The organism is Nocardia sp. Root136 (assembly GCF_001427185.1).
Lineage (GTDB): Bacteria > Actinomycetota > Actinomycetes > Mycobacteriales > Mycobacteriaceae > Nocardia > Nocardia salmonicida.
This window is the reverse complement of sequence record NZ_LMFE01000003.1, coordinates 65,527-88,385: the sequence shown is the minus strand read 5'-3', so window position 1 is coordinate 88,385 and position 22,859 is coordinate 65,527. Positions and strand designations below refer to the sequence as shown.

23 protein-coding genes are annotated in these 22,859 nt (G+C 67.5%); 17 read left to right on the top strand and 6 right to left on the bottom strand.

Annotated elements, in window-relative coordinates; genetic code table 11:
- The first annotated feature begins 52 nt into the window (after positions 1 to 52).
- On the top strand, positions 53 to 1,297 hold the full coding sequence (locus ASD42_RS15365) for an MFS transporter (RefSeq protein ID WP_056817119.1): 1,245 nt from the start codon (positions 53 to 55) through the stop codon (positions 1,295 to 1,297).
- A 53-nt stretch (positions 1,298 to 1,350) separates the two neighbouring features.
- Here the strand turns inward: ASD42_RS15365 and ASD42_RS15360 are convergent, their stop codons facing one another.
- Positions 1,351 to 2,223, bottom strand: coding sequence for a LysR family transcriptional regulator (locus ASD42_RS15360; protein ID WP_056817117.1), 873 nt, complete (start codon positions 2,221 to 2,223; stop codon positions 1,351 to 1,353).
- A gap of 71 nt (positions 2,224 to 2,294) precedes the next feature.
- On the opposite strand from ASD42_RS15360, the gene dapA reads away from it, so the two are divergent.
- Positions 2,295 to 3,185: a 4-hydroxy-tetrahydrodipicolinate synthase gene (dapA, locus tag ASD42_RS15355; protein WP_056817104.1), complete on the top strand. Its 891-nt coding sequence runs from the start codon at positions 2,295 to 2,297 to the stop codon at positions 3,183 to 3,185.
- 64 nt (positions 3,186 to 3,249) lie between these two features.
- On the top strand, positions 3,250 to 4,782 hold the full coding sequence (locus ASD42_RS15350) for a DHA2 family efflux MFS transporter permease subunit (RefSeq protein ID WP_084465379.1): 1,533 nt from the start codon (positions 3,250 to 3,252) through the stop codon (positions 4,780 to 4,782).
- A 61-nt stretch (positions 4,783 to 4,843) separates the two neighbouring features.
- On the opposite strand, the gene ASD42_RS15345 is transcribed toward ASD42_RS15350, so the two are convergent.
- The gene (locus ASD42_RS15345; RefSeq protein WP_056817102.1) at positions 4,844 to 5,275 is read right to left on the bottom strand and encodes a type II toxin-antitoxin system Rv0910 family toxin; all 432 of its coding nucleotides are present in this window, start codon (positions 5,273 to 5,275) and stop codon (positions 4,844 to 4,846) included.
- A 294-nt stretch (positions 5,276 to 5,569) separates the two neighbouring features.
- On the opposite strand from ASD42_RS15345, the gene ASD42_RS15340 reads away from it, so the two are divergent.
- From ASD42_RS15340 to ASD42_RS15320, 5 genes are read left to right on the top strand one after another with little or no spacing between them, the layout of a single operon-like run.
- Positions 5,570 to 6,949 (top strand): sensor histidine kinase, encoded by a 1,380-nt coding sequence (locus ASD42_RS15340; protein ID WP_056817100.1) that lies wholly within the window; start codon positions 5,570 to 5,572, stop codon positions 6,947 to 6,949.
- On the top strand, positions 6,927 to 7,340 hold the full coding sequence (locus ASD42_RS15335; RefSeq protein ID WP_056817097.1) for a roadblock/LC7 domain-containing protein: 414 nt from the start codon (positions 6,927 to 6,929) through the stop codon (positions 7,338 to 7,340). The genes ASD42_RS15340 and ASD42_RS15335 overlap by 23 nt, the downstream gene beginning before the upstream one ends.
- Positions 7,337 to 7,687 carry a DUF742 domain-containing protein gene (locus tag ASD42_RS15330; protein WP_056817094.1) on the top strand — a complete coding sequence of 117 codons (351 nt, stop codon included), beginning with the start codon at positions 7,337 to 7,339 and terminating at the stop codon, positions 7,685 to 7,687. The genes ASD42_RS15335 and ASD42_RS15330 overlap by 4 nt, the downstream gene beginning before the upstream one ends.
- Positions 7,662 to 8,264, top strand: a complete 603-nt coding sequence (locus tag ASD42_RS15325) for a GTP-binding protein (protein WP_056817091.1) — start codon at positions 7,662 to 7,664, stop codon at positions 8,262 to 8,264. Before ASD42_RS15330 ends, ASD42_RS15325 begins: the two co-directional genes overlap by 26 nt.
- Positions 8,261 to 9,466 (top strand): cytochrome P450, encoded by a 1,206-nt coding sequence (locus ASD42_RS15320; RefSeq protein ID WP_056817090.1) that lies wholly within the window; start codon positions 8,261 to 8,263, stop codon positions 9,464 to 9,466. Before ASD42_RS15325 ends, ASD42_RS15320 begins: the two co-directional genes overlap by 4 nt.
- 34 nt (positions 9,467 to 9,500) lie before the next feature.
- On the opposite strand, the gene ASD42_RS15315 is transcribed toward ASD42_RS15320, so the two are convergent.
- Positions 9,501 to 9,896 (bottom strand): nuclear transport factor 2 family protein, encoded by a 396-nt coding sequence (locus tag ASD42_RS15315; protein ID WP_056817088.1) that lies wholly within the window; start codon positions 9,894 to 9,896, stop codon positions 9,501 to 9,503.
- Positions 9,897 to 10,023: 127 nt separating this feature from the next.
- Between ASD42_RS15315 and ASD42_RS15310 the strand changes: the two genes are divergently transcribed.
- From ASD42_RS15310 to ASD42_RS15295, 4 genes are all read left to right on the top strand, one after another.
- Positions 10,024 to 10,635, top strand: coding sequence for a TetR/AcrR family transcriptional regulator (locus ASD42_RS15310; protein ID WP_056817086.1), 612 nt, complete (start codon positions 10,024 to 10,026; stop codon positions 10,633 to 10,635).
- A gap of 30 nt (positions 10,636 to 10,665) precedes the next feature.
- Entirely contained in the window at positions 10,666 to 11,544 is an 879-nt protein-coding gene (locus ASD42_RS15305) for a siderophore-interacting protein (RefSeq protein WP_235569579.1), read from the top strand.
- 96 nt (positions 11,545 to 11,640) lie between these two features.
- A complete protein-coding gene (locus ASD42_RS15300) occupies positions 11,641 to 12,099 on the top strand; it encodes a MarR family winged helix-turn-helix transcriptional regulator (protein WP_056817077.1) in 459 nt (152 codons plus the stop codon).
- A complete protein-coding gene (locus ASD42_RS15295) occupies positions 12,099 to 12,476 on the top strand; it encodes a DUF5313 family protein (RefSeq protein ID WP_056817074.1) in 378 nt (125 codons plus the stop codon). Before ASD42_RS15300 ends, ASD42_RS15295 begins: the two co-directional genes overlap by 1 nt.
- A 19-nt stretch (positions 12,477 to 12,495) precedes the next feature.
- On the opposite strand, the gene ASD42_RS15290 is transcribed toward ASD42_RS15295, so the two are convergent.
- Positions 12,496 to 13,050: a TetR/AcrR family transcriptional regulator gene (locus ASD42_RS15290; protein WP_056817071.1), complete on the bottom strand. Its 555-nt coding sequence runs from the start codon at positions 13,048 to 13,050 to the stop codon at positions 12,496 to 12,498.
- 216 nt (positions 13,051 to 13,266) lie between these two features.
- On the opposite strand from ASD42_RS15290, the gene ASD42_RS15285 reads away from it, so the two are divergent.
- The 4 genes from ASD42_RS15285 to ASD42_RS15270 all read left to right on the top strand — a co-directional run bounded on the left by ASD42_RS15285 (position 13,267) and on the right by ASD42_RS15270 (position 17,205).
- Complete coding sequence (locus ASD42_RS15285) at positions 13,267 to 14,505, top strand: cytochrome P450 (RefSeq protein WP_056817067.1); 1,239 nt, start codon at positions 13,267 to 13,269, stop codon at positions 14,503 to 14,505.
- 109 nt (positions 14,506 to 14,614) lie between these two features.
- On the top strand, positions 14,615 to 15,451 hold the full coding sequence (locus ASD42_RS15280) for an N-acetylmuramoyl-L-alanine amidase (RefSeq protein ID WP_084787156.1): 837 nt from the start codon (positions 14,615 to 14,617) through the stop codon (positions 15,449 to 15,451).
- A gap of 288 nt (positions 15,452 to 15,739) precedes the next feature.
- A complete protein-coding gene (locus ASD42_RS15275; protein WP_235569577.1) occupies positions 15,740 to 16,687 on the top strand; it encodes a carbohydrate-binding protein in 948 nt (315 codons plus the stop codon).
- 125 nt (positions 16,688 to 16,812) lie between these two features.
- Positions 16,813 to 17,205, top strand: a complete 393-nt coding sequence (locus ASD42_RS15270; RefSeq protein ID WP_056817060.1) for a hypothetical protein — start codon at positions 16,813 to 16,815, stop codon at positions 17,203 to 17,205.
- Between the two features lie 57 nt (positions 17,206 to 17,262).
- On the opposite strand, the gene ASD42_RS15265 is transcribed toward ASD42_RS15270, so the two are convergent.
- On the bottom strand, positions 17,263 to 19,860 hold the full coding sequence (locus ASD42_RS15265) for an ATP-dependent Clp protease ATP-binding subunit (RefSeq protein WP_056817057.1): 2,598 nt from the start codon (positions 19,858 to 19,860) through the stop codon (positions 17,263 to 17,265).
- 318 nt (positions 19,861 to 20,178) lie between these two features.
- On the opposite strand from ASD42_RS15265, the gene ASD42_RS15260 reads away from it, so the two are divergent.
- Entirely contained in the window at positions 20,179 to 22,242 is a 2,064-nt protein-coding gene (locus tag ASD42_RS15260) for an AMP-binding protein (protein WP_056817053.1), read from the top strand.
- On the opposite strand, the gene ASD42_RS15255 is transcribed toward ASD42_RS15260, so the two are convergent.
- Positions 22,225 to 22,848, bottom strand: a complete 624-nt coding sequence (locus tag ASD42_RS15255; RefSeq protein WP_056817049.1) for a TetR/AcrR family transcriptional regulator — start codon at positions 22,846 to 22,848, stop codon at positions 22,225 to 22,227. The two genes, ASD42_RS15260 and ASD42_RS15255, sit on opposite strands and share 18 nt — an antisense overlap.
- Between the last annotated feature and the right edge of the window lie 11 nt (positions 22,849 to 22,859).

The window sequence follows — 22,859 nt, the reverse complement described above, 5'->3', positions numbered from 1 at the left end:
TAAACCAACTATTTGGTTGACTGTGGCCGGTGAGCGGCCTACTGTCGTCGGCATGGCGACACCGACAGTTCAGCTTCCGGCCGGAAGTCCGGCTCCTGCCCGCGCTCGCAGCACCTCGCCGCGTGCTCACACCGGGCGAACCCTGCCCGTCTTCGTGCTGTCCGCCCTGCTGGCCACCGGCCAGATGTACACCCCGATTCCGCTGTTCGGCGCCATGAAAGCCGAGTGGAGCGTGGGTGCGGGCGTGATGACGTGGGTCATCAGTGCCTTCGCCTTCGGCTATGCGGGCGGCTTCGTGCTGTTCGGCCCGCTGTCGGATCGATACGGACACCGTCGGGTGCTGGTCACCGGCATGCTCGTGGCCGCAGTGGTCACCCTGTTGACCGGTTTGGCGTTCAGTGCGCCCGTGGCCGTCGCGTTGCGGATCGTGCAGGGTCTCGTTGTCGGCTCGATTCCGCCGGCGATCATGGCCTACGTCGGCACGCGCATCGCGCCGGCGCACCGGGCCGTGGTCACCATGTCGGTGGCCACCTCCTTCCTGGCAGCCACCGTCATCGCCCAGATCGTCTCGCAGGCGGTGGTCGCGTCGTTCCCGTGGCGCACCGTATTCCTCGGCTCCGCAGTGGTTTTCGCGGCTTTGGCCTTCGGTCTGCGGGCGGTCATGCTCGATGACGCCCCCACCGGCCGCGACCTCCCGCTGCGCCACAGCTACGCCGCCATCCCCGCGGTGCTGCGGATCAAGCCGCTGCTCCCGATGCTCGTGGCGGGCGCCCTGAGCATGGCCGTGATGGTCGGCATCTACACCGGTATCGAGATCACCGGCCTGGTAACGGGTTCCGGCGAACTGCTGACTCTGCGGGCGGGCGCCCTCCCGGTGATGATGGCGCTGCCGCTGCTCGCCATCCCGCTGGCCCGGCTGTCGAAGCCCACCCAGATGGTGCTCGGCGTGCTGATCGCGGCGACCGCCATGGTCGCGGCCACGTTCGAAGGCTCGCACCTCGCGGTCCTGACCGTGTTGCTGGCGATCCTGGTCGGCGGTCTCGGCGTCATCGCCCCCGCGGTCCTGCAGAGCGCGGGGGAACTCGGCGGCGAGTCCCGCGCGGCTGCCTCCTCGGTGGCCATGTTCAGCTTCTACGTCGGCGCGACCATCGGCCCGATCGTCGCGGCAGCGGCTGCGCCACACGGCTTTTCGGCCCTGGCCTGGACCCTGGCCCTGCTCCTGGTGCTCGCCCTCGGTCTGACACTGTTCGGTGCTCGCCTCCAGCGCTCCGCGAGTCCGGCCGCAGCGGCCGGTTGACGCCGGGTAGCGGATGACCTGCTGAGTTCGGTGGCGCATCGCTCGCCCCGGATCTAGGCCGCGGCGTGCAGTGCTATGCGGGCGGCGTGGATCGCGGGGTGTAGGCCGGTGCCGTTCCGGTATACGAGCTGGGTGTGACGGCGGATGGGGAGGGGGGTGAGGATGATTTGTTCGGGGGGCGCGTAGAGGGCAAGGGCGGGGACTATCGCGGTGCCCGCGCCTGCGGCGACGAGGGTGAGGACGGTGTCGAAGTCGTCGGCGTGGTGACGGATGTGGGGAGTGAATCCGGTTGCCTGGCAAGCCCGGATCGTCAAGGTGTGACACAGGGTTCCCGGAGTTCCCGCGATCCAGGGGGATCGGCGGTGGGCTGCCAGCGAGTCCTTGGTGGGCACCGGGGTTCGCGTGGCGAGGAAGACGGTTTCGGTGTGCAGGGGTTCGGTCTGCAAAGAGGCGTCGGCGTCGGCGGGGACCAGGTCGTAGTCGTGGGTGAGCGCGACGTCCAACGTGCCCGCGCGTAAGGCGTTCGGGATGTCGGCGGGGTCGATCTCGGTGACGGTGAGCTCCAGCCGTGGGTGTTCGGTACTCAGGGTGACCAGGGCGGGGGACAGCAGGGTACGCGCCGCGGTCGGGAAGGTACCGATACGCAGGGTGCCCGCTAATTCGTCACGGGTACAGGATAATTCGGCGTCGGCGTGTTCGAGGGCGGCCAGGATCGTCTCGGTGTGGCCGACCAGCAGGTGGGCGGCGGGCGTGAGAGTGACGCGACGGCCCGAACGTTCGAGCAGCGCGACGCCCGCTTCGCGTTCGAGCGCGGTGAGCTGTTGGGACACCGCCGAAGGCGTATAGCTGAGCGCCTCGGCGACCGCGGCGATGGTGCCGCGATGGGCGAGTTCGCGCAGCAGGCGAAGTTTGCGTACATCGAGCATCAGTTCAGCTTACGGTGGCCGTCATGAATGTGAACTAGACCTGATGGTGGGTACGGCTCGAAGATAGTGCCATGACATCGCTACACGGCCTCTTCGTCCCCCTGATCACCCCGTTCACCGCCGACGGGGCACTCGAGCCCGGCGCGCTGGAGCGGCACGCGCACGCTGTGCTCGACGCGGGGGCGAGCGGGCTTGTCGCGCTCGGCACCACCGCGGAGCCTTCGGCGCTCACCGCCGCCGAGCGCGGGCGAGTCCTGGATATCTGTGCGGGCGTCTGCGCCGACCGCGACGCGCCACTGATCGCCTGTGCGGGGGGCAACGCCACCGCGGAATCGGTCAGATCGATCGCCGAACTCGGACGGCCGGTCGCGGCGGTGCTGGCGGTGGTGCCCTATTACGTGCGGCCCAGCGAGGAGGGCGTGATCGCGCACTTCACGCAGCTGGCGGCGATCAGTCCGGCTCCGCTGCTGGTCTACGACGTGCCACACCGCACCGGTCGCCCGCTGAGCGGGAGCACGTTGATTCGCCTCGCGAACACGCCGAATATCGCCGGCTTCAAGCACGCCGTCGGTGGCATCGACGCGGCCAGCGTCGAATTGATGGCCGCGCAGACCCCGGCGACGGTGCTCAGCGGCGACGACAGATTCGCCTCTGCCCTGCTCGCCCTCGGCGCACATGGCGCGATCCTGGCCGCGGCCAATATCGCGCCCCGCGCATACGCCGATCTCATCGAGGCGTGGCACGCCGGTGATGTGCTCAGGGCCCGCGCGCTCGGCAACAGCCTCGACGCACTCGGCGCGGCGCTGTTCGCCGAACCGAACCCCACCGTCATCAAGGCGGTACTCGCCGAGCGCGGCCAGATCTCCAGTCCGGCGGTTCGGTTGCCGATGTTGCCCGCCTCGAACGCGGCGACCAGCGCGGCGCTGGCGGCGAGCGAGGCGGCGACGATCACGCGGGTGTGACACCAGGGATTACGAACACTAGATTTCACTGGTCATCGGGACCGAAAAGTGCTTGGGTTAACCGGTGACGAAACCTCCGGATATCGGTGCCGCCGCGCCCGATCGCACTCCCGACAAGCTGGATGCCGCAGTACTGAAGGTGGCGGGCGTAGTCGTCCTCGGCGCCGTGATGTCGATTCTCGACATCACGGTGGTCACCGTGGCGATCCCGACCTTCATGCAGGACTTCAACGCCTCCGTCGAGGTCGTCGCCTGGACCATGACCGGCTACACCTTGGCACTGGCCTCGGTCATCCCGATGACCGGCTGGGCCGCCGACCGATTCGGCACCAAACGCCTCTATATGGCGGCACTGACCTTCTTCATCATCGGGTCGGTGCTGTGTTCGATGGCGTGGAGTATCGAGTCGCTGGTGGCGTTCCGCGTCATCCAGGGCATCGGCGGCGGCATGCTGATGCCGCTGGGCATGACGATCATGACCCACGCCGCGGGCCCGCAGCGGATCGGGCGTGTGATGGCGGTGCTCGGTGTGCCGATGCTGCTCGGCCCGATCTGTGGCCCCATTCTCGGTGGCTGGCTGATCGACGCGTTCAGCTGGCACTGGATCTTCCTGATCAACCTGCCGCTCGGCATCGTCGCGCTGATCCTGGCGTGGATCGTGCTCGCTCCCGACAAGCCGAAGCCGTCGGAATCGTTCGACTTCCTCGGCATGCTGCTGGCCTCGCCCGGCCTCGCGTTGTTCCTGTTCGGTGTCTCCTCTATTCCGGAGAAGGGCACTGTCATGGCCGCGCGCGTGCTGATTCCGGCCGTCATCGGCGCGGCGCTGTTGATCGGGTTCGTCTTCCACGCGCTGCGCACCGAGCATCCGCTGATCGACCTGCGGCTGTTCTCCAACCCGTCGCTGCGCTTCTCCGTGCTGACCATGTCGCTGTTCGCGACGGCGTTCTTCGGCGCCGGTTTCCTGTTGCCGAACTACCTGCAGCAGGTTCGCGGTGAATCCGCGTTCGACTCCGGTCTCCTCATGGCGCCACAGGGAATCGGCGCCATGCTGACGATGCCGATCGCGGGATTCCTGGTCGACAAGATCGGCCCCGGCAAGATCGTCATGTTCGGCATCACCTTCATCACCCTCGGCCTGGCCGGGTTCACCCAGCTGGGCGCCGACACCTCGTACCTGCTGATCGGCGGCGCGCTGTTCGTGATGGGACTCGGCATGGGCTGCACGATGATGCCGGTGATGACCGCCGCCATCCAGACGCTCTCGCACGCACAGGTAGCGCGCGGGTCGACGTTGATGAACATCATCAACCAGACCGCGGCGTCGATCGGCACGGCGACGATGTCGGTGGTGCTGGCCGCTCAGCTCAACGATCATCCCGGGGCCAAGGTGGCCATCGGCGCCAACGCCGATCCCGACCTCGCCGCGCAGATTCCGCCCTCGGTCATCGAGCAGGGATTGGAAATGGCAGCGACAGCGTTCAGCAACACCTACTGGGTCACCGTGGTGCTCGCGCTGCTGACCTTGATCCCGGCGTTCTTCCTGCCGCGGACCAAACCGAAGGCGCCGATCGACGCCGAGGCCGTGGCACTGGCCTGACTCCGCGCAGACGAAAGCCCGGACGGAACATCGTGTTCTGTCCGGGCTTTCGCGGAGCGGCTCAGCCGTAGAGCTTGACGAACATTTCCAGCGAGCGCTCGATATCGCCGCGCAGGGCCTTCGCGACGGCGGATCCGATCGGGCCGAACAGCGGGGCGCCGCCCAGGTCGATATCGACACTCACCTTCGACCCGGTGCCGTTCGGTTCCACGAGCATGCCGAGGCCGAACTTGGTGCCCCCAATGCCTGTGCCGGTGAGGGCGAGCTTGCGCGGCGGCTCGGCGGTGCGCACCGTCCAGGTGACCTTGTTGCGGAAGCCCTTCACGCGGGCGATGCCGACGAGAACGGTGCCCGGCGTGAGTTCCTCGGGCAGCGTGCCGCGCCACGCCTCGTGAATGGTCAGCCAATCGCCGAGGTGCGGAAGGTCGGACGCGTGCGCCCAGGCCTGGTCCGGCGGGACGGGGACATCGACGGAGAGCTTCAATTTCGCCACGTCGGGATGTTATCCGGTACCCGGGGTTCCGCAACCATCGGCTCGAAGCATAGCGAACCAGAATAGATCAACCGTCCAGTAGCGTGGAATGATTCGGGCGGGAATCATGATGTCTGACAGTGTGATCCGTGTCGCGATCGTTACGTGTGCTGCTAATGTGTGCGGGTCGCTCGAAGCGGGGCGTGTGAATCGGGTATCCGAAATCACCCTGCGGCGGAAAGCGAATGCCTCGGCGGGCCGGCCGGCGAGGGCCACCGGCAACAGCGCGTGTGGTCGAGGACGACGAAAGATCTGATGAACTCAGGAATCGCGGTGCTGTTGCTCGTCATCGGTGCGCCGCTGTTACTGCTCGCGATCGCGGTCAGTGTGTTTGCCATGCGAAACGAGCGTCGCCAGCGACAGCGAGCCGACGCCGCCATCCGCGAACGCCTCGCGTGTGAGAACGCCTTGATGCAGCTCGCGCAGGCGACGCTGCCCGCGATCACCGCCGCCGTGCGTCGACACGAGATCCCGTCGGTTGCTGTGGATCTGCCGGTGGAACTGGGTGATTCACAGTTCGGCCAGGCGCTGCAGTGGATCGCCACGGGTCATGCCGAGGATCTACGCGTGGTCGCCGAGGAAACAAGGGCGATGGTCGAACGCTACGGCGAGCAACGTCGCCTGAGCGAGATACAGGCCGCGCAGGAGCAGACCCGCGGCGATCTCTCGGCGTCCTCGCGGGCAGCCACGAGCGCCGCGGTCCGATCCTTCGGCACCTCGGTGGTGAGTCTGGGCACCGACCTCGGCCAGGTCGTCAGTGCCGCGCTGCGTGAACACCGCGACGACGCGATCTACGAGACGCTCACCCGGATCGACCACACCGTGCAGCAGATGATCCGGCAGGCGCAGTCCTACGTGATCGTCTCCGGTGGACTGCCCGGACGTCGGTGGCCACAACAGTCGCTCACCGATGTGGCGGGTGGCGCCACCGGGCGGGTCAGGGAATTCCTGCGCGTGCGGGCGGCACAGTCCGATCGGATCGTGATCAGCCGCGCGGTCGAACCGCTCGTGCACACGATGGCGACGCTGCTCGACAACGCGCTGCGCTACTCGCCGCCGTCGTCGTTCGTCGAGATCGGTTTCCAGGAGGGCCATCACGGCGTCACCGTCATCATCGACGACGCGGGCATGCGCATGAGCCCCGAGCAGCTCGAGGACGCGCGCCTGGTGCTCAGCGGCGAACGTCCGGTCGACATCCACGATCTCGGTCCCGCGCCGAAGGTCGGCTTCCCCGGTATCGCGGCCTTGGCCCGGCGCTACGGATTCTCCGTGCACGTCGACGGGCCCAACATCTTCGGTGGTATGCGTGCCATGGTGTACGTACCGTCGGCGCTGCTCGTGAGTGGGGACGCACCGCGGCTGCCCGAGCCCGAACTCGCCGCGCCCGCCCACATTCCGGTGCCGGTCGCCGAGGTCGAATCGCCCGGCGCCGATGTCCACGAGATCACCAGCGGCGGGCTGCCCAAGCGTCGCCGCAGACCGGTTGCCCCGGATTCGGCGGGGGTAATCACGGAGTCGGGGCAGGCGCGCCCCGACCTCGCCGCTGCCTGGCGCAGCGGATCCCGCAGCGGTCGTGCCGCTGCGGCCGAGCGAACCACGGAAGGAACAGCCGATGAGCACACCGGTAGCCGATAGCACCAACCGATTGGCGTGGCTGCTCGAGGATCTCGAGATCCCCGGGGTCCGCTTCGCGGTACTGCTGTCCGAAGACGGACTGCGCATCGCCCATTCCCGTGGCGTGAGCAAAGACGACGCCGAACGGTTCGCCGCGGCCGCCTCCGGCCTGCGCTCGCTCGGCAAGGCGCTCGGCGAATTCTGCGGCGGCCCCACGAATACGGTGCGTCAGAACATGACCGAGTACGACGAGGGCATGATCATGATCACCGCGGCGGGCGCGGGCGCCCTGCTCGGTGTTGCCACCACCGCCGATGTCGACGTGGCGCTGGTGGCCCATCGGATGAACGAACTGGCTTCGCGCGTTGGTCACGAGATCGGAAGCGCGCCCCGCCTAGGCGGGAGGAATTGAGCCGCGGCAGGCGAGATCCCGACCTGGTGCGGTCCTATGTGCGCACCGGCGGACGGGTGCGCGCCGCCCATGACCTGGATCTGGTGACGCTGGTCCGTGCCGTCGAGGACGCGCGTCCCGATCACCGTCCCGACGAGCGTCGCCTGCTGGCACTCACCAGCCGCCGCGGCGCACTGTCGATCGCCGAACTGTCGGCTTATCTGGACCTACCCGCCTCCGTCGTGAAGATCATCGTCTCCGATCTGCTCGACAGCGGTCACCTGCACTGCCCCACCCCGGCACAGGTGAAGCCGGAACTCGCATTGATCAAGGAGGTGTTGCATGGCCTCCGCGCCATTGCGGGATGAGGTCGACTACGTCGCGGAAACCGTGACACGGTCGGTGAAGATCCTGGTCGCAGGCAATTTCGGTGTCGGCAAAACCACCTTCGTGTGCGGAGTGTCCGAGATCAGGCCACTGCGGACGGAAGAGACGATCACCGAGGCCAGCATCGGTGTCGACGACATGGCGGGGTTGGGCAGCAAGGTTTCCACCACTGTCGCCCTGGATTTCGGCCGCATCACCCTGAATTCCCAACTGGCGCTGTATCTGTTCGGTACACCGGGCCAGGAACGGTTCGCCCCGCTGTGGGAGGAACTGGCTCGCGGCGCCCTCGGCGCGCTGGTGCTCGTCGACACCCGGCGCATCGAGAAGGCCGACGACGTGCTCTCGGCGCTGGAACAGCGCGGCGTGCCGTATGCGGTGGCGGTGAACGAATTCGAAGGATTCCGCCGCTATCCCCTCGAAGAAGTGCGTGAGGCACTCGACCTCGCACCGGATACTCCGGTGATCGCACTCGACGCACGTCGCCGTGATCAAGGGCTGCGCGCACTGATCACCTTGGCGGAATATCTCTTTCGCAGACAGGAAGCAACAGCGTCATGACGGTCGATATCGCCGCCGGCGAGCGGGTGGCGATGTGGGCACCCGAGTTCGCGGCGGATCCGCAGGCGGCCTACCAGCAGATGCGGAGCCGGTTCGGCTCCGTGGTGCCGGTGGAGCTGTCGCCGGGCATCCGGGCCACGCTGGTGGTCGGCTACCACACCGCCGTGCGCATCCTCAACGATCCGGAGCACTTTCCGGCCGACCCACGGATGTGGGAACGCGATATCCCGCTGGACTGCCCGGTACTGCCGATGCTGCAATTCCGTCCGGCCGCGTTGCGCACCACCGGCGCCGAGCACACCCGGTATCGGCAGGCCAATGTCGCCGGGCTCGCCGGGGTGGATCTGTACGCGATGCACAGCACTGTCGAACAGTTCGCCATCCCGCTGATCAACAGCTTCTGCGCGACCGGATCCGCGGACCTGTTGAGTCAGTACGCGTTTCCGCTGGTGTTCCAGGCGCTGAACTCGATGCTCGGGTGCACCCCCGAGATCGGGCAGCAGGTCGCCACCGGCATGGCGCAGATCTTCGAAGGCGACGACGCCGAGGCGGGCAACAACCTGCTCGCCTCCGCGCTGGCGGATCTGGTGGGGCTGCGTCAGCGCGAACCCGGTGACGATGTCGCCACCCGGCTGCTGCATCACCAGGCGGCGCTGACCGACGAGGAGATGGTGCACCAACTGCTGGTGCTCTACGGCGCGGGGATCGAGCCGATGCTGAACCTGGTGGTCAACACCTTGCGGCTGATGCTCACCGACGACCGGTTCGCGGGAAATGTGCTCGGCGGCAGCCTGTCCACGCGCGACGCGCTCGACGAGGTGCTGTTCACCGACCCGCCGCTGGCCAACTTCTGCATGACCTACCCGCGTCAGCCGATCCTGGTCGAGGACACCTGGCTGCCCGCGCACGAACCGGTCGTCATCAGCATGTCGGCGTGCAACAACGATCCGGCCATCGCCGGGCGCGATGTCGTCGACAACCGGGCGCACCTGGCCTGGAGCGCGGGTCCGCACGGCTGTCCGGCCAAGCCGGTCGCGTACCTGATCGTGCAGGACGCGATCGACCAATTGCTCGATGCCCTCCCGGAACTGACCCTGGCCGTGCCCGTCGAGGAGCTGGTGTGGCGGCCCGGCCCGTTCCATCGGTCGCTCGCGGCGTTGCCGGTGAGATTCCCGCAGACACCGCCGCTGCCGATGCCCTGAGATCAGACCGCTCGCAGCGCTCGCTCCACGAGATTCAGGCGATCTCGGCGGGCGCGGTCAGTGCGGCCTGCATGGCCACACCGTCGACGTAGGTGTGCTTCGCCTTGACCGCGCCGTCCTCGACGGTCACCATATCCGCGATATCCACATCGACGGCGCCACCGGTGACCGAGGTGCCGGACAGCTTCCATCGCACGACCCAGAAGTCGTCGCCGACGCGCAGGTCGACCTGGGTGAAGGTCAGATCGGGAACGAGGGCGAAGGTCTCCGCCGCGGCGGTGCGGATCTCGGCCCGACCGTGCGCGGGTGCGCCCCCGGAGTGCAGGTGGAAGACCGAATCGGGCGTGTGTAGCGCGGCGATCCGGTCGGGGTCGCGCTCGGCCCAGCAGGCGTGATAGCGCTCGAACAGATCCTTGGTGGCATCGGACATGGTCCCCAAGCCCTTCCAATATACAAACAGGATGACTGTATGTTCCCGAACTCGGTGTGGCCGGTCAAGGGGCGAATGGCCTCGGATCTGCTGCGGCCCTCGTTCTGCCCTAGACTTCGACGTCGCCATGAATCCTGATCGCCGGACCCAAGCCGAACGCTCGGCCTCGACACGTGCCGCGGTGATCCGTGCCGGGCGAGAGCTGTTCGGGCAGTTCGGGTACGGCGCGGTGAGCACGATCGCGGTGGCCGAGGCGGCCGGGGTCAGTCGTGGGGCGCTCTATCACCAGTTCGGTGAGAAGCGGGACCTGTTCGAGGCGGTCTTCGAGGATCTCGAGCGCAGTCTGGTCGAGGTGATCGCCACCGCCGTGGCCGAGGCGCGCGCCGAGGATCCGATCGCGAGCCTGATCGTGGGTTGCCTGGCGTGGTTGCAGGCCTCGACCGCGACCGAGGTGCGCCGGATCGCGCTGCTGGACGCGCCCGCGGTGCTCGGGTGGGCCCGCTGGCGCGAGATCGAACTGCGCCACACCATCGGTCTGGTGGAGAACGCGATGGCCGGGGCCATGGCCGCCGGCCGGGTCAGGAAGCAGCCGGTACGGCCGCTGGCGCTGGTGGTGGTCGGTGCGCTGGACGAGGCGGCGCAATACCTGGCGCATTCGGCGGACGCGGGGGATATCGTCGCTGTCCGCGCGGTGATCGAGCAGCTCGTTTCCGGCCTGGCCGTCGACCGGGACAGCTAGCGCCGCGTCGAAGTAGGTTAGGCTTGCCTAATGACGACTGGGACTGTGAATCGACCGGCTATGGTCTACGCGCCGTTGACGGTTCATCGCACGGTACGACTGACGCCGCGCATGGTGCGGGTAACCCTCGGCTGTCAGGATCCGGCCGCCCTCGTCGACGCCGGGCCCGACCAGTACACGAAGCTCTTCTTCCCCCTCCCGGCTCAGTCACATCCCGTGGTGCCGCCGCCCCTGGAAGACTCGGGCAGCGTAATGAGCTGGTACCAGCGCTATCTCGCGATGCCCGACGAGATCCGCCCGCCGATGCGGACCTACACCGTCCGCGCGCAGCGACCCGAACTCGGCGAGCTCGACATCGATTTCGCGCTGCACGCCGAGCATGCGGGCCCCGCCTCGGACTGGGCGTCGACCGCGGCGCCGGGCGACGAGATCGGCCTGCTCTGCCCGCCGCACGCGCTCTACGCCCCGCCGGTCGATCCCGAGTGGCAGTTGCTCGTCGGTGACGAAACCGCCGTTCCGGCGATCGGCGCGATCATCGAACGCCTCGACGTGGGTGCGCCGGTGCGAGCGTTCATCGAGGTCGACGGCCTGGCCGACGAGCAGGGCTTCGAGACCCGCGGCGACGTGCGGATCGCATGGGTGCATCGCGGCGATCGTCCGCACGGCGACGCGGTGGTCGACGCGGTCCGCGCCGCCGAGTTCCCCGTGGGCGCGCCCTACGCGTGGATCTCCGGTGAGGCCGAGTTGGTGAAGCTCGCCCGGCGCAATCTCGTCCGCGACCGAGGCGTCGACAAGCGTGCGATCACCTTCACGGGGTACTGGCGTCAGGGGCGTACCGAGGAGGACAACGGCCGCGAGAAGGTGCGTCGCGCCGCCGCCGGGGAGCCGCTGGTCGTCGACGAGGACTGACGCGCATCGTCCCTCCGCCTTGTGTGACGCCACTAATAGTTATTGCACTAAGTATTAGTGGCATAATAGTGTGTGGGCTAAGGAAGGTGGTGGCCGATGCAAGAGCTCGAGGATCCGTTGCGGCTCGACCGACAGGTGTGCTTCGCCCTGGCGGTGGCCAATCGATCGGTGCTGGCGGTCTACCGGCCGCTGCTCGAACCGCTCGGCCTGACACATCCGCAGTACCTGGTGATGCTCGCCCTGTGGGGTGAGGCGCCGATGTCGGTGAAGGCCGTGGCCGAGGCGATCCAGCTCGACTCCGCGACGTTGTCACCGCTGCTCAAGCGGCTCGAATCCGCCGGTCTCATCACCCGCCGCCGCGATCCGCTCGACGAGCGCACGCTGCACATCGACCTCACCGAAGCAGGTCGTGACCTGCGCGAACAAGCCGAGCAGATCCCGCCGGCCGTCGTGGCACGCCTCGGTGTGAGCCTGGCGGATCTGGAAGAATTACGCGATGTCCTCGGCCGGGTGAACGCCGCCGCGCGACGCGCCTCCGACGTGAGGGAGCAGTAATGAGCAACTCGACCCCGAATCTCTGGCAGCGCGTTCGCTACGTCACCGGCGGCACTCTGCCGCCCTCGATGGCGGACTGGGTGCTGGCCGACCTCACCGGCCCCGGCGCGACCCGCCGATACCTGATGCGTTTTCTGCTGCCCGTGCTTCCGGTGCTGTGTCTGTTCTTGCTGGTACCCGGCCCGCTGTGGATCGGGCTGTCGATGATGGCGTTGCTGTACCTGCCGCTGGTCTACTTCACCGTGGCGTTGGTCTATGTGTACCGTCGGCACCGCCTGGTCAGCCATGGCTTCGATCCCGAGTTGGCGAACGAGGCCGAACGCCGTCGGGCCGAGGTCGAGCGCGTGGCCTACGAGAGTCGCCACCACCGCGGCTGAGCGGCGTTCCCGCCGGGGGTCAGCCCGCGCGGAGGGTGGGCCCGACGAATCGTTCGACCAGGTGACGTTCCGCCGTGGCGTCGGGCAGTGGCCAGGTGAGCAGTGACAAGACGACGCGCACGACCCAGCCGGCGGCCTCGTCGTCAGGGGCGATCCTGGTCAGCGCGGTCGCGATGTGACCGAGTTCCGGTGCGCCGGCGAGGAATTCGTCGGTGCCGGGGGAGCGGTGCCGGACCAGCCACTGGCGTAGCACCGGGTCGGCGCGGATCGCGGCGACGGCGGCCAGGATGGCTTCGACAGGCCGTCGGGCGGGCGGGACCGAGTTGACGACCGACTCGACCCGCGCGACCACGGACCCGGCGGCCCTGACCATCACCGCGCGCACCAGGTGTGGTTTTCCGCCGACGTAGCGATACAGCGTCGCGCGCGAGCAGCCGGCGGCCGCGGCGATGTCCTCCGCGGTGACGTTGTCGATGCCGTGTTCGAGGAACAGCGTGAGGGCGGCGCGTTCGATGCGGTCGACCGCGATGGTGCGTCGGTCACCGCCGGTCAACCAGTCCACATGGTCGGTCATCGGCGAATCCTCCCACGGCTCTGTCTCAGAGTGAGACGTTCCGCCACATCTGTCTATCCGAATCAGGCAAGGCAGTGGGACTTTTCGAAGAAGTACATGGGCGTTTTCGGCGACGACGATATCGCGACACCGTCTCATATTGAGACAGACATTGACCGCGTGCTTCTCCGCGATGCACCGTGAGCGCCGACAGCCTGACCAGGAAAGGCGGCGGCCATGACCACAGACCTCGAAGCGATCGACCTGTTCGACGCGGCGGTGCTCGACGACCCGTACCCGATGTATCGCACCCTGTGCGAGGAAGCTCCCGTCTATCGGGTGCCCGGCACCGACTTCTTTCTCGTCGCCTCGTGGGCCGCGGTCACCGAGGCGACCCGGCGCCCGGCGGAGTTCTCCTCGCATCTGACCGGCGTGCTCGTCGCCCAGCCGGGTGCGGCGCCGATGACCTTCGATCTCGACGCGACCGGGCAGGGTGTCCACGTGCTCGCCACTGCCGACGGCGATGTCCACGCCGCGCACCGCGCCATCGTCGGACCGGCCCTGGCCAAACGGGTCCGCACGCTGGCCCCGGTCGTCACCGCGCTGACCGAACAGCTGTGGACGGAGGAGCTCGACGGCGACCGGATCGACTGGGCCACCGGGGTCGCCGATCGGTTGCCGCTGGCGCTGATCGCCGAACTCCTCGGACTGCCGGGCGCCGATGTGCCGACACTGCTCTCGCTGGCCTACGACTCCACCGAGATGCTGGGAGGTGTCGTCGCCGACGGCCGGATGACGGCGCTGATCACCTCCGCGGCCGAGCTCGCTCACTACGCCTACCTGGCGATCAGCGACGCGAAAGATCGCGTGGACGATCGCGATTCGCCGCGCACACTGCTCGAAGTGCTCGTCGCGGCAATGGCGGCGGGCACGATCGACGAACAGCAGGCGGTGCTGATCGTGGTGCAGCTGATCGGCGCGGGCGGGGAGTCGACCGCGGGTCTGATCGCGTCGTCGGCGCGACTGCTCGCCACCGACCTCGACCTGCAGACCCGTCTGCGTGAACGCCCCGAGCTCGTCCCCGCGTTCCTCGACGAGGCGCTGCGCCTGGAGTCGCCCTTCCGCGGACACCACCGCCACGTCGTCGCCGACACGCAGCTCGCCGACGTCGACCTGCCCGCCGGGAGTCACCTGCTGTTGCTGTGGGGAGCCGCCAACCGTGATCCCGCCGCCTATCCGAATCCGGACGTCGTCGACCTGGACCGTCCGCGCGCACGTGCCCACGCGGCATTCGGCGCGGGTGCCCACTTCTGCATCGGGTCCACGCTCGCCCGACTGGAAGCAACCGCCGCGCTCACCCTGCTCCTCGACCGCACCGCGCGATTCAGCCTGATCGATGCGGAGCCGCCCCGGTGGCTGCCCAGTCTGTTCGCCCGGCGCCACGCGACTCTTCCCCTGCGCGTTACCCACGTCTGAGCACGGTTCGGAGCTGGTTCTCACGGTGTCGGCCGCGAGCCATCTCTCAGGCAGCGATGCCGCGTCAGGCAGACGGTCGGCCTCGGGCTGCGAGCCTGACACGACGCGGATGAAGCCGCCTCGTCGCCGGGTGTGGCACGGTGGCGGGGTGCGCCCCCGCTTGTTCCTGCCCGCCTGCCTGCTCGCGACGACAGCGCTTTTCGCCGGATGCGCGTCCACCACCACGGACGCGAACCCGCCGACGCCGACCGCGACGCCTGTTTCCTCGGAGAGTGCCGTGCCGCCGACTTCCCCCACCGCGAACCGCACCGTTGTCCTCGATCCCGGTCACAACGGTGGCAATGCCGACCATCTCGCGCAGATCAACGCACCGGTGCCCGACGGGCGCGGCGGAACGAAAGCCTGCAACACCACCGGCACCTCGGCCGCGAGTGGCTACACCGAGCACGAGTTCACCTGGGACGTCACTCTGCGGGTGCGCGACGCCCTCGCCGCGCGAGGTGTGCGGGTGATCCTCACGCGCCCCGACGACACCGGCGTCGGACCGTGCGTCGACCAGCGGGCCGCCATCGCGAATGAGTCGGGCGCCGACGCGGTGGTCTCGATCCATGCCGACGGCAATACCGGTGCGGGCGCGCACGGATTCCACATCGCCTATGCCGAACCCCCGCTGAACCCGGTGCAGGCCGAGGCCGGGACGCGACTGGCGACTGCGCTGCGCGATGCCATGGTCGCCGGTGGTGCGGTGCCGTCGACCTATGTGGGGTCGGCGGGGCTGGATCCGCGGGCTGATCTGGCCGGGCTCAACCTGGCCGAGCGGCCGAGCGCCCTGGTCGAGTGCGGGAACATGCGCTCGGCCACCGATGCCGAGCTCATCGAGACCCCCGAGGGGCGAGCCCGCTACGCCGAGCTCATCACCGCCGGAATCCTCGCGTTTCTCGGCTGATTCGAGACGGCCTCCCGCCGATTTCGGAGGAGTCGCGCAAAGTTCGCCAGGCTCCTGCGACAGTTGCCCGCGCCCGAACGGTAAGGCGGCTTGTTGTCAACATGGCTACCTATCGACAACTCCTGGCAAATCTGTACACCCTGAATAGCTGCGGGGTTAACCAATCGGTTGCCATCAATGAGTACCGGTTGGTTCGAAACGGAGTTGTTCGCTGAATTCGCACGGCTGCGAAACCGTCTGTGAATACCGGCCGGTAGCAGTATTTTTCGCTACTGGAACGGTTGACGGTTGATCTTCGTCACCCTAATGTTCGGTGTCACAGTTCGATATCGAAGTGTTCAGTGTCATCGCTCGAAATGTTTCCCGGACGGCAAGCCGGCCCCTGCCGTCCTCCGTGTGCGTTTCCAAGGAGTATTGATAGTGAGAAGTCGAATTCTGTTCTTTGCCGGAGCAATGGCATTGGCACCCATCGTCACAGCGCTGGTTCCCGCCGGAAGTGCCACTGCGCACGGCTGGATCGCCGGACCGGCGAGCAGGCAGGAACAATGCGCCCGTGGCCTTGTGCCCTGCGGTGCGGTGAAATACGAACCGCAGAGCGTGGAGGGCTCGAAGGGGCTCACCAACTGCAGTGCGAACAAATATCCCGAGCTCGATGACGACAGTCTCGGGTGGGTCCCGCAGAAAGTCTCCAGCAGTGCGAGTTTCACGTGGAAGAATACCGCTAACCATCGCACATTGAATTGGGAATATTTCATCGGAAACACCAGGGTTGCCGTGTTCGACGGTCGAAACGAACAGCCCGCGATGGAAGTGACCCACACGGTTGATTTGTCGAATTATTCCGGTCGTCAGAAATTGCGTGCGGTATGGAATATCGGTGATACCGCAGCGGCCTTCTACAGTTGCGTCGATCTCGAGGTGGGTGGCGGTGGCAGCACCCCTCCGGCTACGACCACTCCGAAGCCCACCACGCCCCGGCCGACCACCAGCACCCCCGGCCCCACCACCACGCCGCCGGCGACGACCACGAAACCGCCGGCGACGACCATCCCCGGGCACGAGCACCCGACAACCACGACTGCCCCCGCCGGATCGTCGTGGCGTCAGGGCGCCACCTACGCCATCGGCGACAAGGTCACCTACCAGGGCGCCACCTATAGCTGCAGGCAGGCGCACACGGTGCACGACCCGAACTGGACGCCGCCGAATACGCCCGCACTCTGGTCTCGGGTGTAGTCGGCGCCACGAGGTCGGCGAAACGGTTCGTGTGTTCTCCCACCATCGGTCCCGCGATGGGGTGAGGATGAGACCGACTCGCCGGCCTCGCGTTCGGTCGGCCCCGCAGCACAAGGACGTGAGATATGAGTGACAGGAAATTCGCCATCGCCGTCGCCGCCATCGGGACGGCGTTGCTGGCCACGACGATCGGCGCTCCCAGCGCCTCGGCCGGTGTTTCGCAGTTGACCGTGAAACCCAACCTGAGCGTCGGCTCGGCTACCAACTACGGCACCGGATGCACCCATCAGTTGCTGGCCAGGCTCAGCGTCGGCATCATTCCTGTCGCTTTCTACGACAACGGCGTGCTGCTGGCCGTGGTCGCCCCGACCGACGGCGTCGCCATGTACAACTGGGTGCCGTCCTACACCGGTGCCCACGCGTTGATCGCCGTCCAGGAGGGCATCGCCAGTGGCGCGAATGTGTCGGTGGGCCGGGGCTTCCGCTTCGGGGAATCGTGTGTGGTCAGCGGCGGCTGACCCACGCGACAACACTGTGGCCCGGTTCTCGCGAACCGGGCCACAGTCGTTCATCCGCTACTTCGATGCGAGCTTCTTGTCGTCACTCTTCTTGCCCGAGGACTTCTTGGCGGGCTTCTTCGCCGCCTTCTTCGGGCTCGGCGCGGGCACAGAACCGTTGGTCTCCGGTGTGCCTGCCGGGTTCACCGCGGTGACGACCAGATCGTCGTCGGCGGTATCGACCTTCACCGTGCCACCCGGCTCCAACCCGCCGTCGAGCAACAACCGTGAGACCCGGTTGTCGAGCTCCTTCTGAACGGTGCGCCGCAACGGGCGCGCACCGAACTCGGGCTGAAAACCCCGCTTGCCCAGCCAGTCCACCGCGGACTGGCTGATCTCGAGTTCGATGTCCTGGGCGGCGAGCATGCGTCGCGTGCGATCCAGGATCAGTTCCACGATCTGTTCCAACTGCTCGGTGTCGAGGCGGTGGAATACGATCTGCTCGTCGATGCGGTTGAGGAACTCGGGCCGGAAGTGCTGGCGCAGTAGCTCTTCGAGCTGCGGCACGATCGAGTCGAGGTCGCCGGGAGGTGCCTCGAGGATCACGTGCGAACCGATATTGGACGTCATGATCACGATCGTGTTCTTGAAATCGACCGTGCGGCCCTTGGAATCGGTGACGCGGCCGTCATCGAGCAATTGCAGCAGCACATTGAACACATCGGGGTGCGCCTTCTCGACCTCGTCGAACAGGATCACCGAATACGGCTGACGGCGCACCTTGTCGGTGAGCTGCGCGGCATCGTCGTAGCCGACATATCCGGGCGGGGCACCGACGAGCCGCGAGACCGTGTGCTTCTCCTGGAACTCGCTCATGTCGAACCGGATCAGCCGGTCCTCGTCGCCGAAGACCGCCTCCGCCAGGGCCTTCGCCAGCTCGGTCTTGCCCACACCGGTGGGCCCGAGGAACAGGAACGACCCGATCGGCCGGTTCGGATCCTTGAGCCCGGCCCTGGCCCTGCGGACCGCTTCGGCGATCGCCACGATCGCCTCGTTCTGCCCGATCACCCGCTTGTGCAGGACGTCTTCGAGCTGGAGCAGGCGCTGCTTCTCCTCGGCGGTCAGATCGGCCACCGGAATGCCGGTGCGCCTGGAGATCACCTCGGCGATGTCGACGACGTCGACGATCGGCTCCGAGGAGGTCGCACCGGACTCGTCCAGCTCCTCCTCGGCGGCGGCGATATCGGCCTTGAGCGCCTTGGCCTTCTCGTAGTCCTCGTTGTCGACCGCGGCGTCCTTTTCCCGGTACAGGCGCGCGATCGCCTCGTCCCTGGCCTTCACCGCCGGATCGGGGGTGCCCGACCGGAGCCGGACTCGCGCGCCCGCCTGGTCGATCAGGTCGATCGCCTTGTCGGGCATGAACCGGTCGGTGATGTAGCGATCCGACAGCTGCGCGGCCGCGACCAGCGACTCGTCGGAGTAGCGCACCTGGTGGTGCTCTTCGTAGACATCGGCGAGACCGCGCAGGATCTCGATGGTGTCGTCCACCGAGGGCTCCGAGACCATCACCGGCTGGAACCGGCGTTCCAGGGCGGCGTCCTTCTCGATGTATCTGCGGTACTCGTCGATGGTGGTCGCGCCGACGACGTGCAGATCGCCGCGGGCCAGTGCGGGCTTGAGCAGATTGCCCGCGTCCATCGAGCCCTCGCCGCCGCCACCGGCGCCGACGATGGTGTGCAGCTCGTCGATGAAGACGATCAGCTCGTCTTTGTGCGCGCGGACCTCGTCGAGGATCTTGGTCAGGCGCTCCTCGAATTCGCCGCGGTACTTACTGCCCGCCACCAGCGAGCCGACATCGAGGGCGATGACGCGACGGTCGGCGAGGGTGACCGGCACGTCACCGTTGACGATGCGCTGGGCCAGCCCCTCCACGATCGCGGTCTTGCCGACGCCGGGATCACCGATCAGCACGGGGTTGTTCTTGCGCCGCCGCGACAGGATCTCGATGGTCTGCTCGATCTCCTCCGCGCGGCCGACGACCGGGTCGATCAAGCCCTCGCGGGCTTCGGCGGTGAGATCGCGACCGTATTCGTCGAGGGTGGGAGTGTCCGATTCCGGCTGCTGACGCTTCGAGGGCGCGGTCGCCATCGGGGTTCCCGGCGCGGGCACACCGCCGCTCTCGGTGGCCGCGATCCCGGCGACCAGGGCCTGCGCCGCGACGCTGTCGGGCAGCGAGGCTATGCCGAGCAGGATGTGTTCGGGGCCGATGTAGCTCGCGCCGGACTGGGCCGCCTGCCGCTGGGCCGCACGCAGCGCGACCTTGGTGGCGGGGCTGAGCGTGATGTCGGCGAGGTCGTCCTCGCTGGGTCGGCCGGTGTCGAGATAGTCCTGCATCTGCTCGGCGACCTGGTCGGGGTCAAGGCTGAGTTCGGCCACGATGCTGCGCCCTGGTTCCGCTTCGGTGGCCGCGTACAGCAGGTGTTCGGGAGTGATGTCGGGGTTGCCCCAATCCTGGGCCGCCTCGCGAGCCGTACCGACCAGCAACTTCGCGTTGTCGGTCATGAGTCTGCCGAGATCGATGCGTTGTACCGGTGGTTTCGATGACATTCCGGAACCGAAAAATCGCTGGAAGATATCGTCGAAAGGGTCCCGAGAACTCGGCCAGCTCGCTGTCATGTCCACACCTCTTCGCTCGTCGTGCCGCGGATCGCGGCGACTCCTGCAGATCGGGTCGGTACTGCCAGCAATACTTCGGCATCCCCGAAGGGTGTGCAAGGGATTGGACAGTTTCACATCGGCGATGTCGGCGGGTGTGGCCCTCCGACCAAAATCCGGCCGAAACGGTCCCGAACCACCGGTTTTGTCCGATTCTTGATGACGGGGCGCCGCTGCGGGGTAGCGTGGCGACCCGCGAGGTGGTATCGACCACAGCGCCCATTTTTGCCCGCCGACCACCTTGGGTCGAACAGGCCGACGGGAAGTAGAGCACGGAGTTTGGTCACCGACGTCATCGATGTCAGCGCGGATTTCACGATCGCGCGTCAAGCGTTGTGGGATGTACTACTCGATCCCCAGAGTTACCCACGCATGTTCACCGGTATCGGCAGTTGCGAACCGGTGGAACGTCCCGACGGTGCGGTCCACTGGCAGGTGCGGATCGGGTCGGCGAGCGGCGGTATCCGCACGCACGAGTTCATCCTCGTCATCGGCCGCTGGTACGAGAGTTTCGAACTGCGCAGCCCCGAGCTCGGCAGCTTCGCCGCGGTTCGTTTGCGCGGCGACCAGGAGCGGACGCGTCTTGACATCACCCTCTTCGCGGTGGCGCGTATCCATCCCCTGCTCGAGCAGGGCGGCGATTCGCTGGTCACCGACTGGGTGAAGGCGGGACTGCGCCGCACCGCCGACTCGATCGCGGGCACCCGTTCCTCGGTGGTGGTCAATGCCGAACGCTCGATGGTGCGCCGAAACGCCGGGGTGGCTCGCAGTATCGCGGCTACCGGGCTGATGCGGCCCGAGCCGGTGTCGATCATGAGACAGCTTCGGTCCCTGTCGAAGTGGGGCTTCAACCTGGCAGGCGGCTACGCGGCGGGTACGGCCTACGCCCCGGATCGGGTCGCGCTGATCGATGCAGGCGGGCACCGCACCTTCGCCGAGGTCGACGCCAGATCCACCGCGCTGGCCGCGGCGATGTACTCGATCGGTCTGCGCAAGGGCGACGCCATCGGCCTGTTGGCCCGCAATCACACGGGCATGGTCGAAACCATGGTCGCGGCAGGCAAACTCGGCGTCGACGTGGCGCTGCTCAACGCGGGGTTGTCGGGGCGGCGGATCGAGGAGATCGTGCAGCGGCACCGGCTCAGCTCGGTCTTCGTCGACGGTGCACTGGAAACGCTGATCCGCTACCTGCACAGCGAGGTACCGCGCTACACCACCGACGACTGCCCGCCGCACCCGGACCGCACGACGGTCGACGACCTGATCGCCCAGGCGCACACCGACTTCCCGGTCCCCGCCCATCCCGGCAGGCTGATCGTGCTCACCTCGGGCACCAGCGGTTCGCCGAAGGGGGCGCGGCGCCCGCACGCCAAGGGTTTCGGCACCATCGCCGCACTGCTCTCCCGGATTCCGTTGCGCGTGGAGGAGGTGATGCTCATTCCCGCGCCCCTGTTCCACACCTGGGGTCTGGCCGGCTTGCAGCTCAGCACCGCACTGCGTGCCACCGTGGTGCTCTCAAACGGTTTCGATGCGATGGAGTGCCTGCGCGCGGTGGCCGAACATCGGATCACCACGTTGATCGTGGTGCCGACCATGGTGGAACGGCTGCTCGAAGTACCCGACGAGGTGCGCGCGGGCTTGGATCTGTCGAGTCTGCGATTCGTGGTCAGCTGTGGCGCGCCGTTGGCCGGGGCCACCGTGCTGCGATTCCTCGACAGCTACGGCGACGTGCTCTACAACGTGTACGGCTCCACCGAGGTGTCATGGGCCAGCGTCGCCACCCCCGACGACCTGCGGGTATCACCCACCACCGCGGGCCGCCCGCCGCTGGGCACCCGGGTCGCGGTGCTCGGTCCCGATCTGCGTCCGGTGCCGGTCGGCTCCACGGGGCACATCTTCGTCGCCAACCACATGCTCTTCGACGGCTATGTCAACTCCGCGCCGCCGGAGGAGGCCGACGGCATGCTCGATACCGGCGACCTCGGCTATCTCGACGCCGCGGGGCGGTTGTTCGTCGCGGGCCGCGACGACGAGATGATCATCTCCGGTGGTGAGAACGTCTTCCCGCGCCCGGTCGAGGAGGCACTCGCCCATCTGCCGCAGATCAGCGAAGTCGCCGTCGTCGGCGTTCCCGACCGGGAGTTCGGCCAGCGGCTGGCCGCGTTCGTGGTGAAACGCGAAGGGGCAGGCCTGGATTCGGACATGGTGCGGAGCTATATCCGCAACCGCCTCAGCCGATTCTCGGTCCCGCGCGACGTCACGTTCTTGACCGCGCTGCCGCGTGGTGAGACCGGCAAGATCCTCAAACGGGTGCTCGTGCCGGGGTCAGCGCTGAGCGAATAGCGACCCGACCGCGCGCTCGATCGTCGCCGAGGCCTGCTCGGCCGTCAGTCCGCGCCGGTCCTGCAGATGGTGGCGCATCGGCCAGCCGAGGGCGCCGTCGACCAGATCGAGGAGCCCGTCGTCCAACCCACCGTCTGGTCGGATCAGTTCGGGGGCGAACAGCGCGGCCAGTACGGCGCGGATTGTTTCGTCGGTGCGCCGCATCCGCGCGTCGATCGCGTCGATCGATCGGGACTCCTGCAGACCGGGCAGCCGAGGCACCCGCTGTAGCTCGAAGATCGCGGCGCTCTGTTGGACCGCGCTCGTGATCCGCTCGGCCAGAGCGGGCGACGGATCGGGGTTCACCAGGCACGCCTCGACCATCTCGGACTGACGTTCGGTCGCGGCCACCAGCAACGCTTCCCGATCGGGAAAGTGCACGAATACACTGCGTTCGGAGGTACCCGCCCTGGCGGCGATCGCGCGCGCGGTCGGCGCGAAATCGCCCGCGGTGACAGCGGCGAGCAGCCCGTCGATGATGGCTTCGCGCGTTTTCGCCGGATCCCGCCGCCGCGGCGCGCGCGCCTGTCTCGCGCCCGCCGTGGCGGCGTCCCGCTCCGATCTCATCGACCCATCAC

Coding starts and splice junctions, on each gene's coding strand:
- ASD42_RS15365 (WP_056817119.1), top strand. CDS start 53: ATGGCGACACCGACAGTTCAGCTTCCGGCCGGAAGTCCGGCTCCTGCC.
- ASD42_RS15360 (WP_056817117.1), bottom strand. CDS start 2,223: ATGCTCGATGTACGCAAACTTCGCCTGCTGCGCGAACTCGCCCATCGC.
- dapA (WP_056817104.1), top strand. CDS start 2,295: ATGACATCGCTACACGGCCTCTTCGTCCCCCTGATCACCCCGTTCACC.
- ASD42_RS15340 (WP_056817100.1), top strand. CDS start 5,570: ATGAACTCAGGAATCGCGGTGCTGTTGCTCGTCATCGGTGCGCCGCTG.
- ASD42_RS15335 (WP_056817097.1), top strand. CDS start 6,927: ATGAGCACACCGGTAGCCGATAGCACCAACCGATTGGCGTGGCTGCTC.
- ASD42_RS15325 (WP_056817091.1), top strand. CDS start 7,662: ATGGCCTCCGCGCCATTGCGGGATGAGGTCGACTACGTCGCGGAAACC.
- ASD42_RS15320 (WP_056817090.1), top strand. CDS start 8,261: ATGACGGTCGATATCGCCGCCGGCGAGCGGGTGGCGATGTGGGCACCC.
- ASD42_RS15315 (WP_056817088.1), bottom strand. CDS start 9,896: ATGTCCGATGCCACCAAGGATCTGTTCGAGCGCTATCACGCCTGCTGG.
- ASD42_RS15310 (WP_056817086.1), top strand. CDS start 10,024: ATGAATCCTGATCGCCGGACCCAAGCCGAACGCTCGGCCTCGACACGT.
- ASD42_RS15305 (WP_235569579.1), top strand. CDS start 10,666: ATGACGACTGGGACTGTGAATCGACCGGCTATGGTCTACGCGCCGTTG.
- ASD42_RS15300 (WP_056817077.1), top strand. CDS start 11,641: ATGCAAGAGCTCGAGGATCCGTTGCGGCTCGACCGACAGGTGTGCTTC.
- ASD42_RS15295 (WP_056817074.1), top strand. CDS start 12,099: ATGAGCAACTCGACCCCGAATCTCTGGCAGCGCGTTCGCTACGTCACC.
- ASD42_RS15290 (WP_056817071.1), bottom strand. CDS start 13,050: ATGACCGACCATGTGGACTGGTTGACCGGCGGTGACCGACGCACCATC.
- ASD42_RS15285 (WP_056817067.1), top strand. CDS start 13,267: ATGACCACAGACCTCGAAGCGATCGACCTGTTCGACGCGGCGGTGCTC.
- ASD42_RS15280 (WP_084787156.1), top strand. CDS start 14,615: ATGAAGCCGCCTCGTCGCCGGGTGTGGCACGGTGGCGGGGTGCGCCCC.
- ASD42_RS15270 (WP_056817060.1), top strand. CDS start 16,813: ATGAGTGACAGGAAATTCGCCATCGCCGTCGCCGCCATCGGGACGGCG.
- ASD42_RS15265 (WP_056817057.1), bottom strand. CDS start 19,860: ATGACAGCGAGCTGGCCGAGTTCTCGGGACCCTTTCGACGATATCTTC.
- ASD42_RS15255 (WP_056817049.1), bottom strand. CDS start 22,848: ATGAGATCGGAGCGGGACGCCGCCACGGCGGGCGCGAGACAGGCGCGC.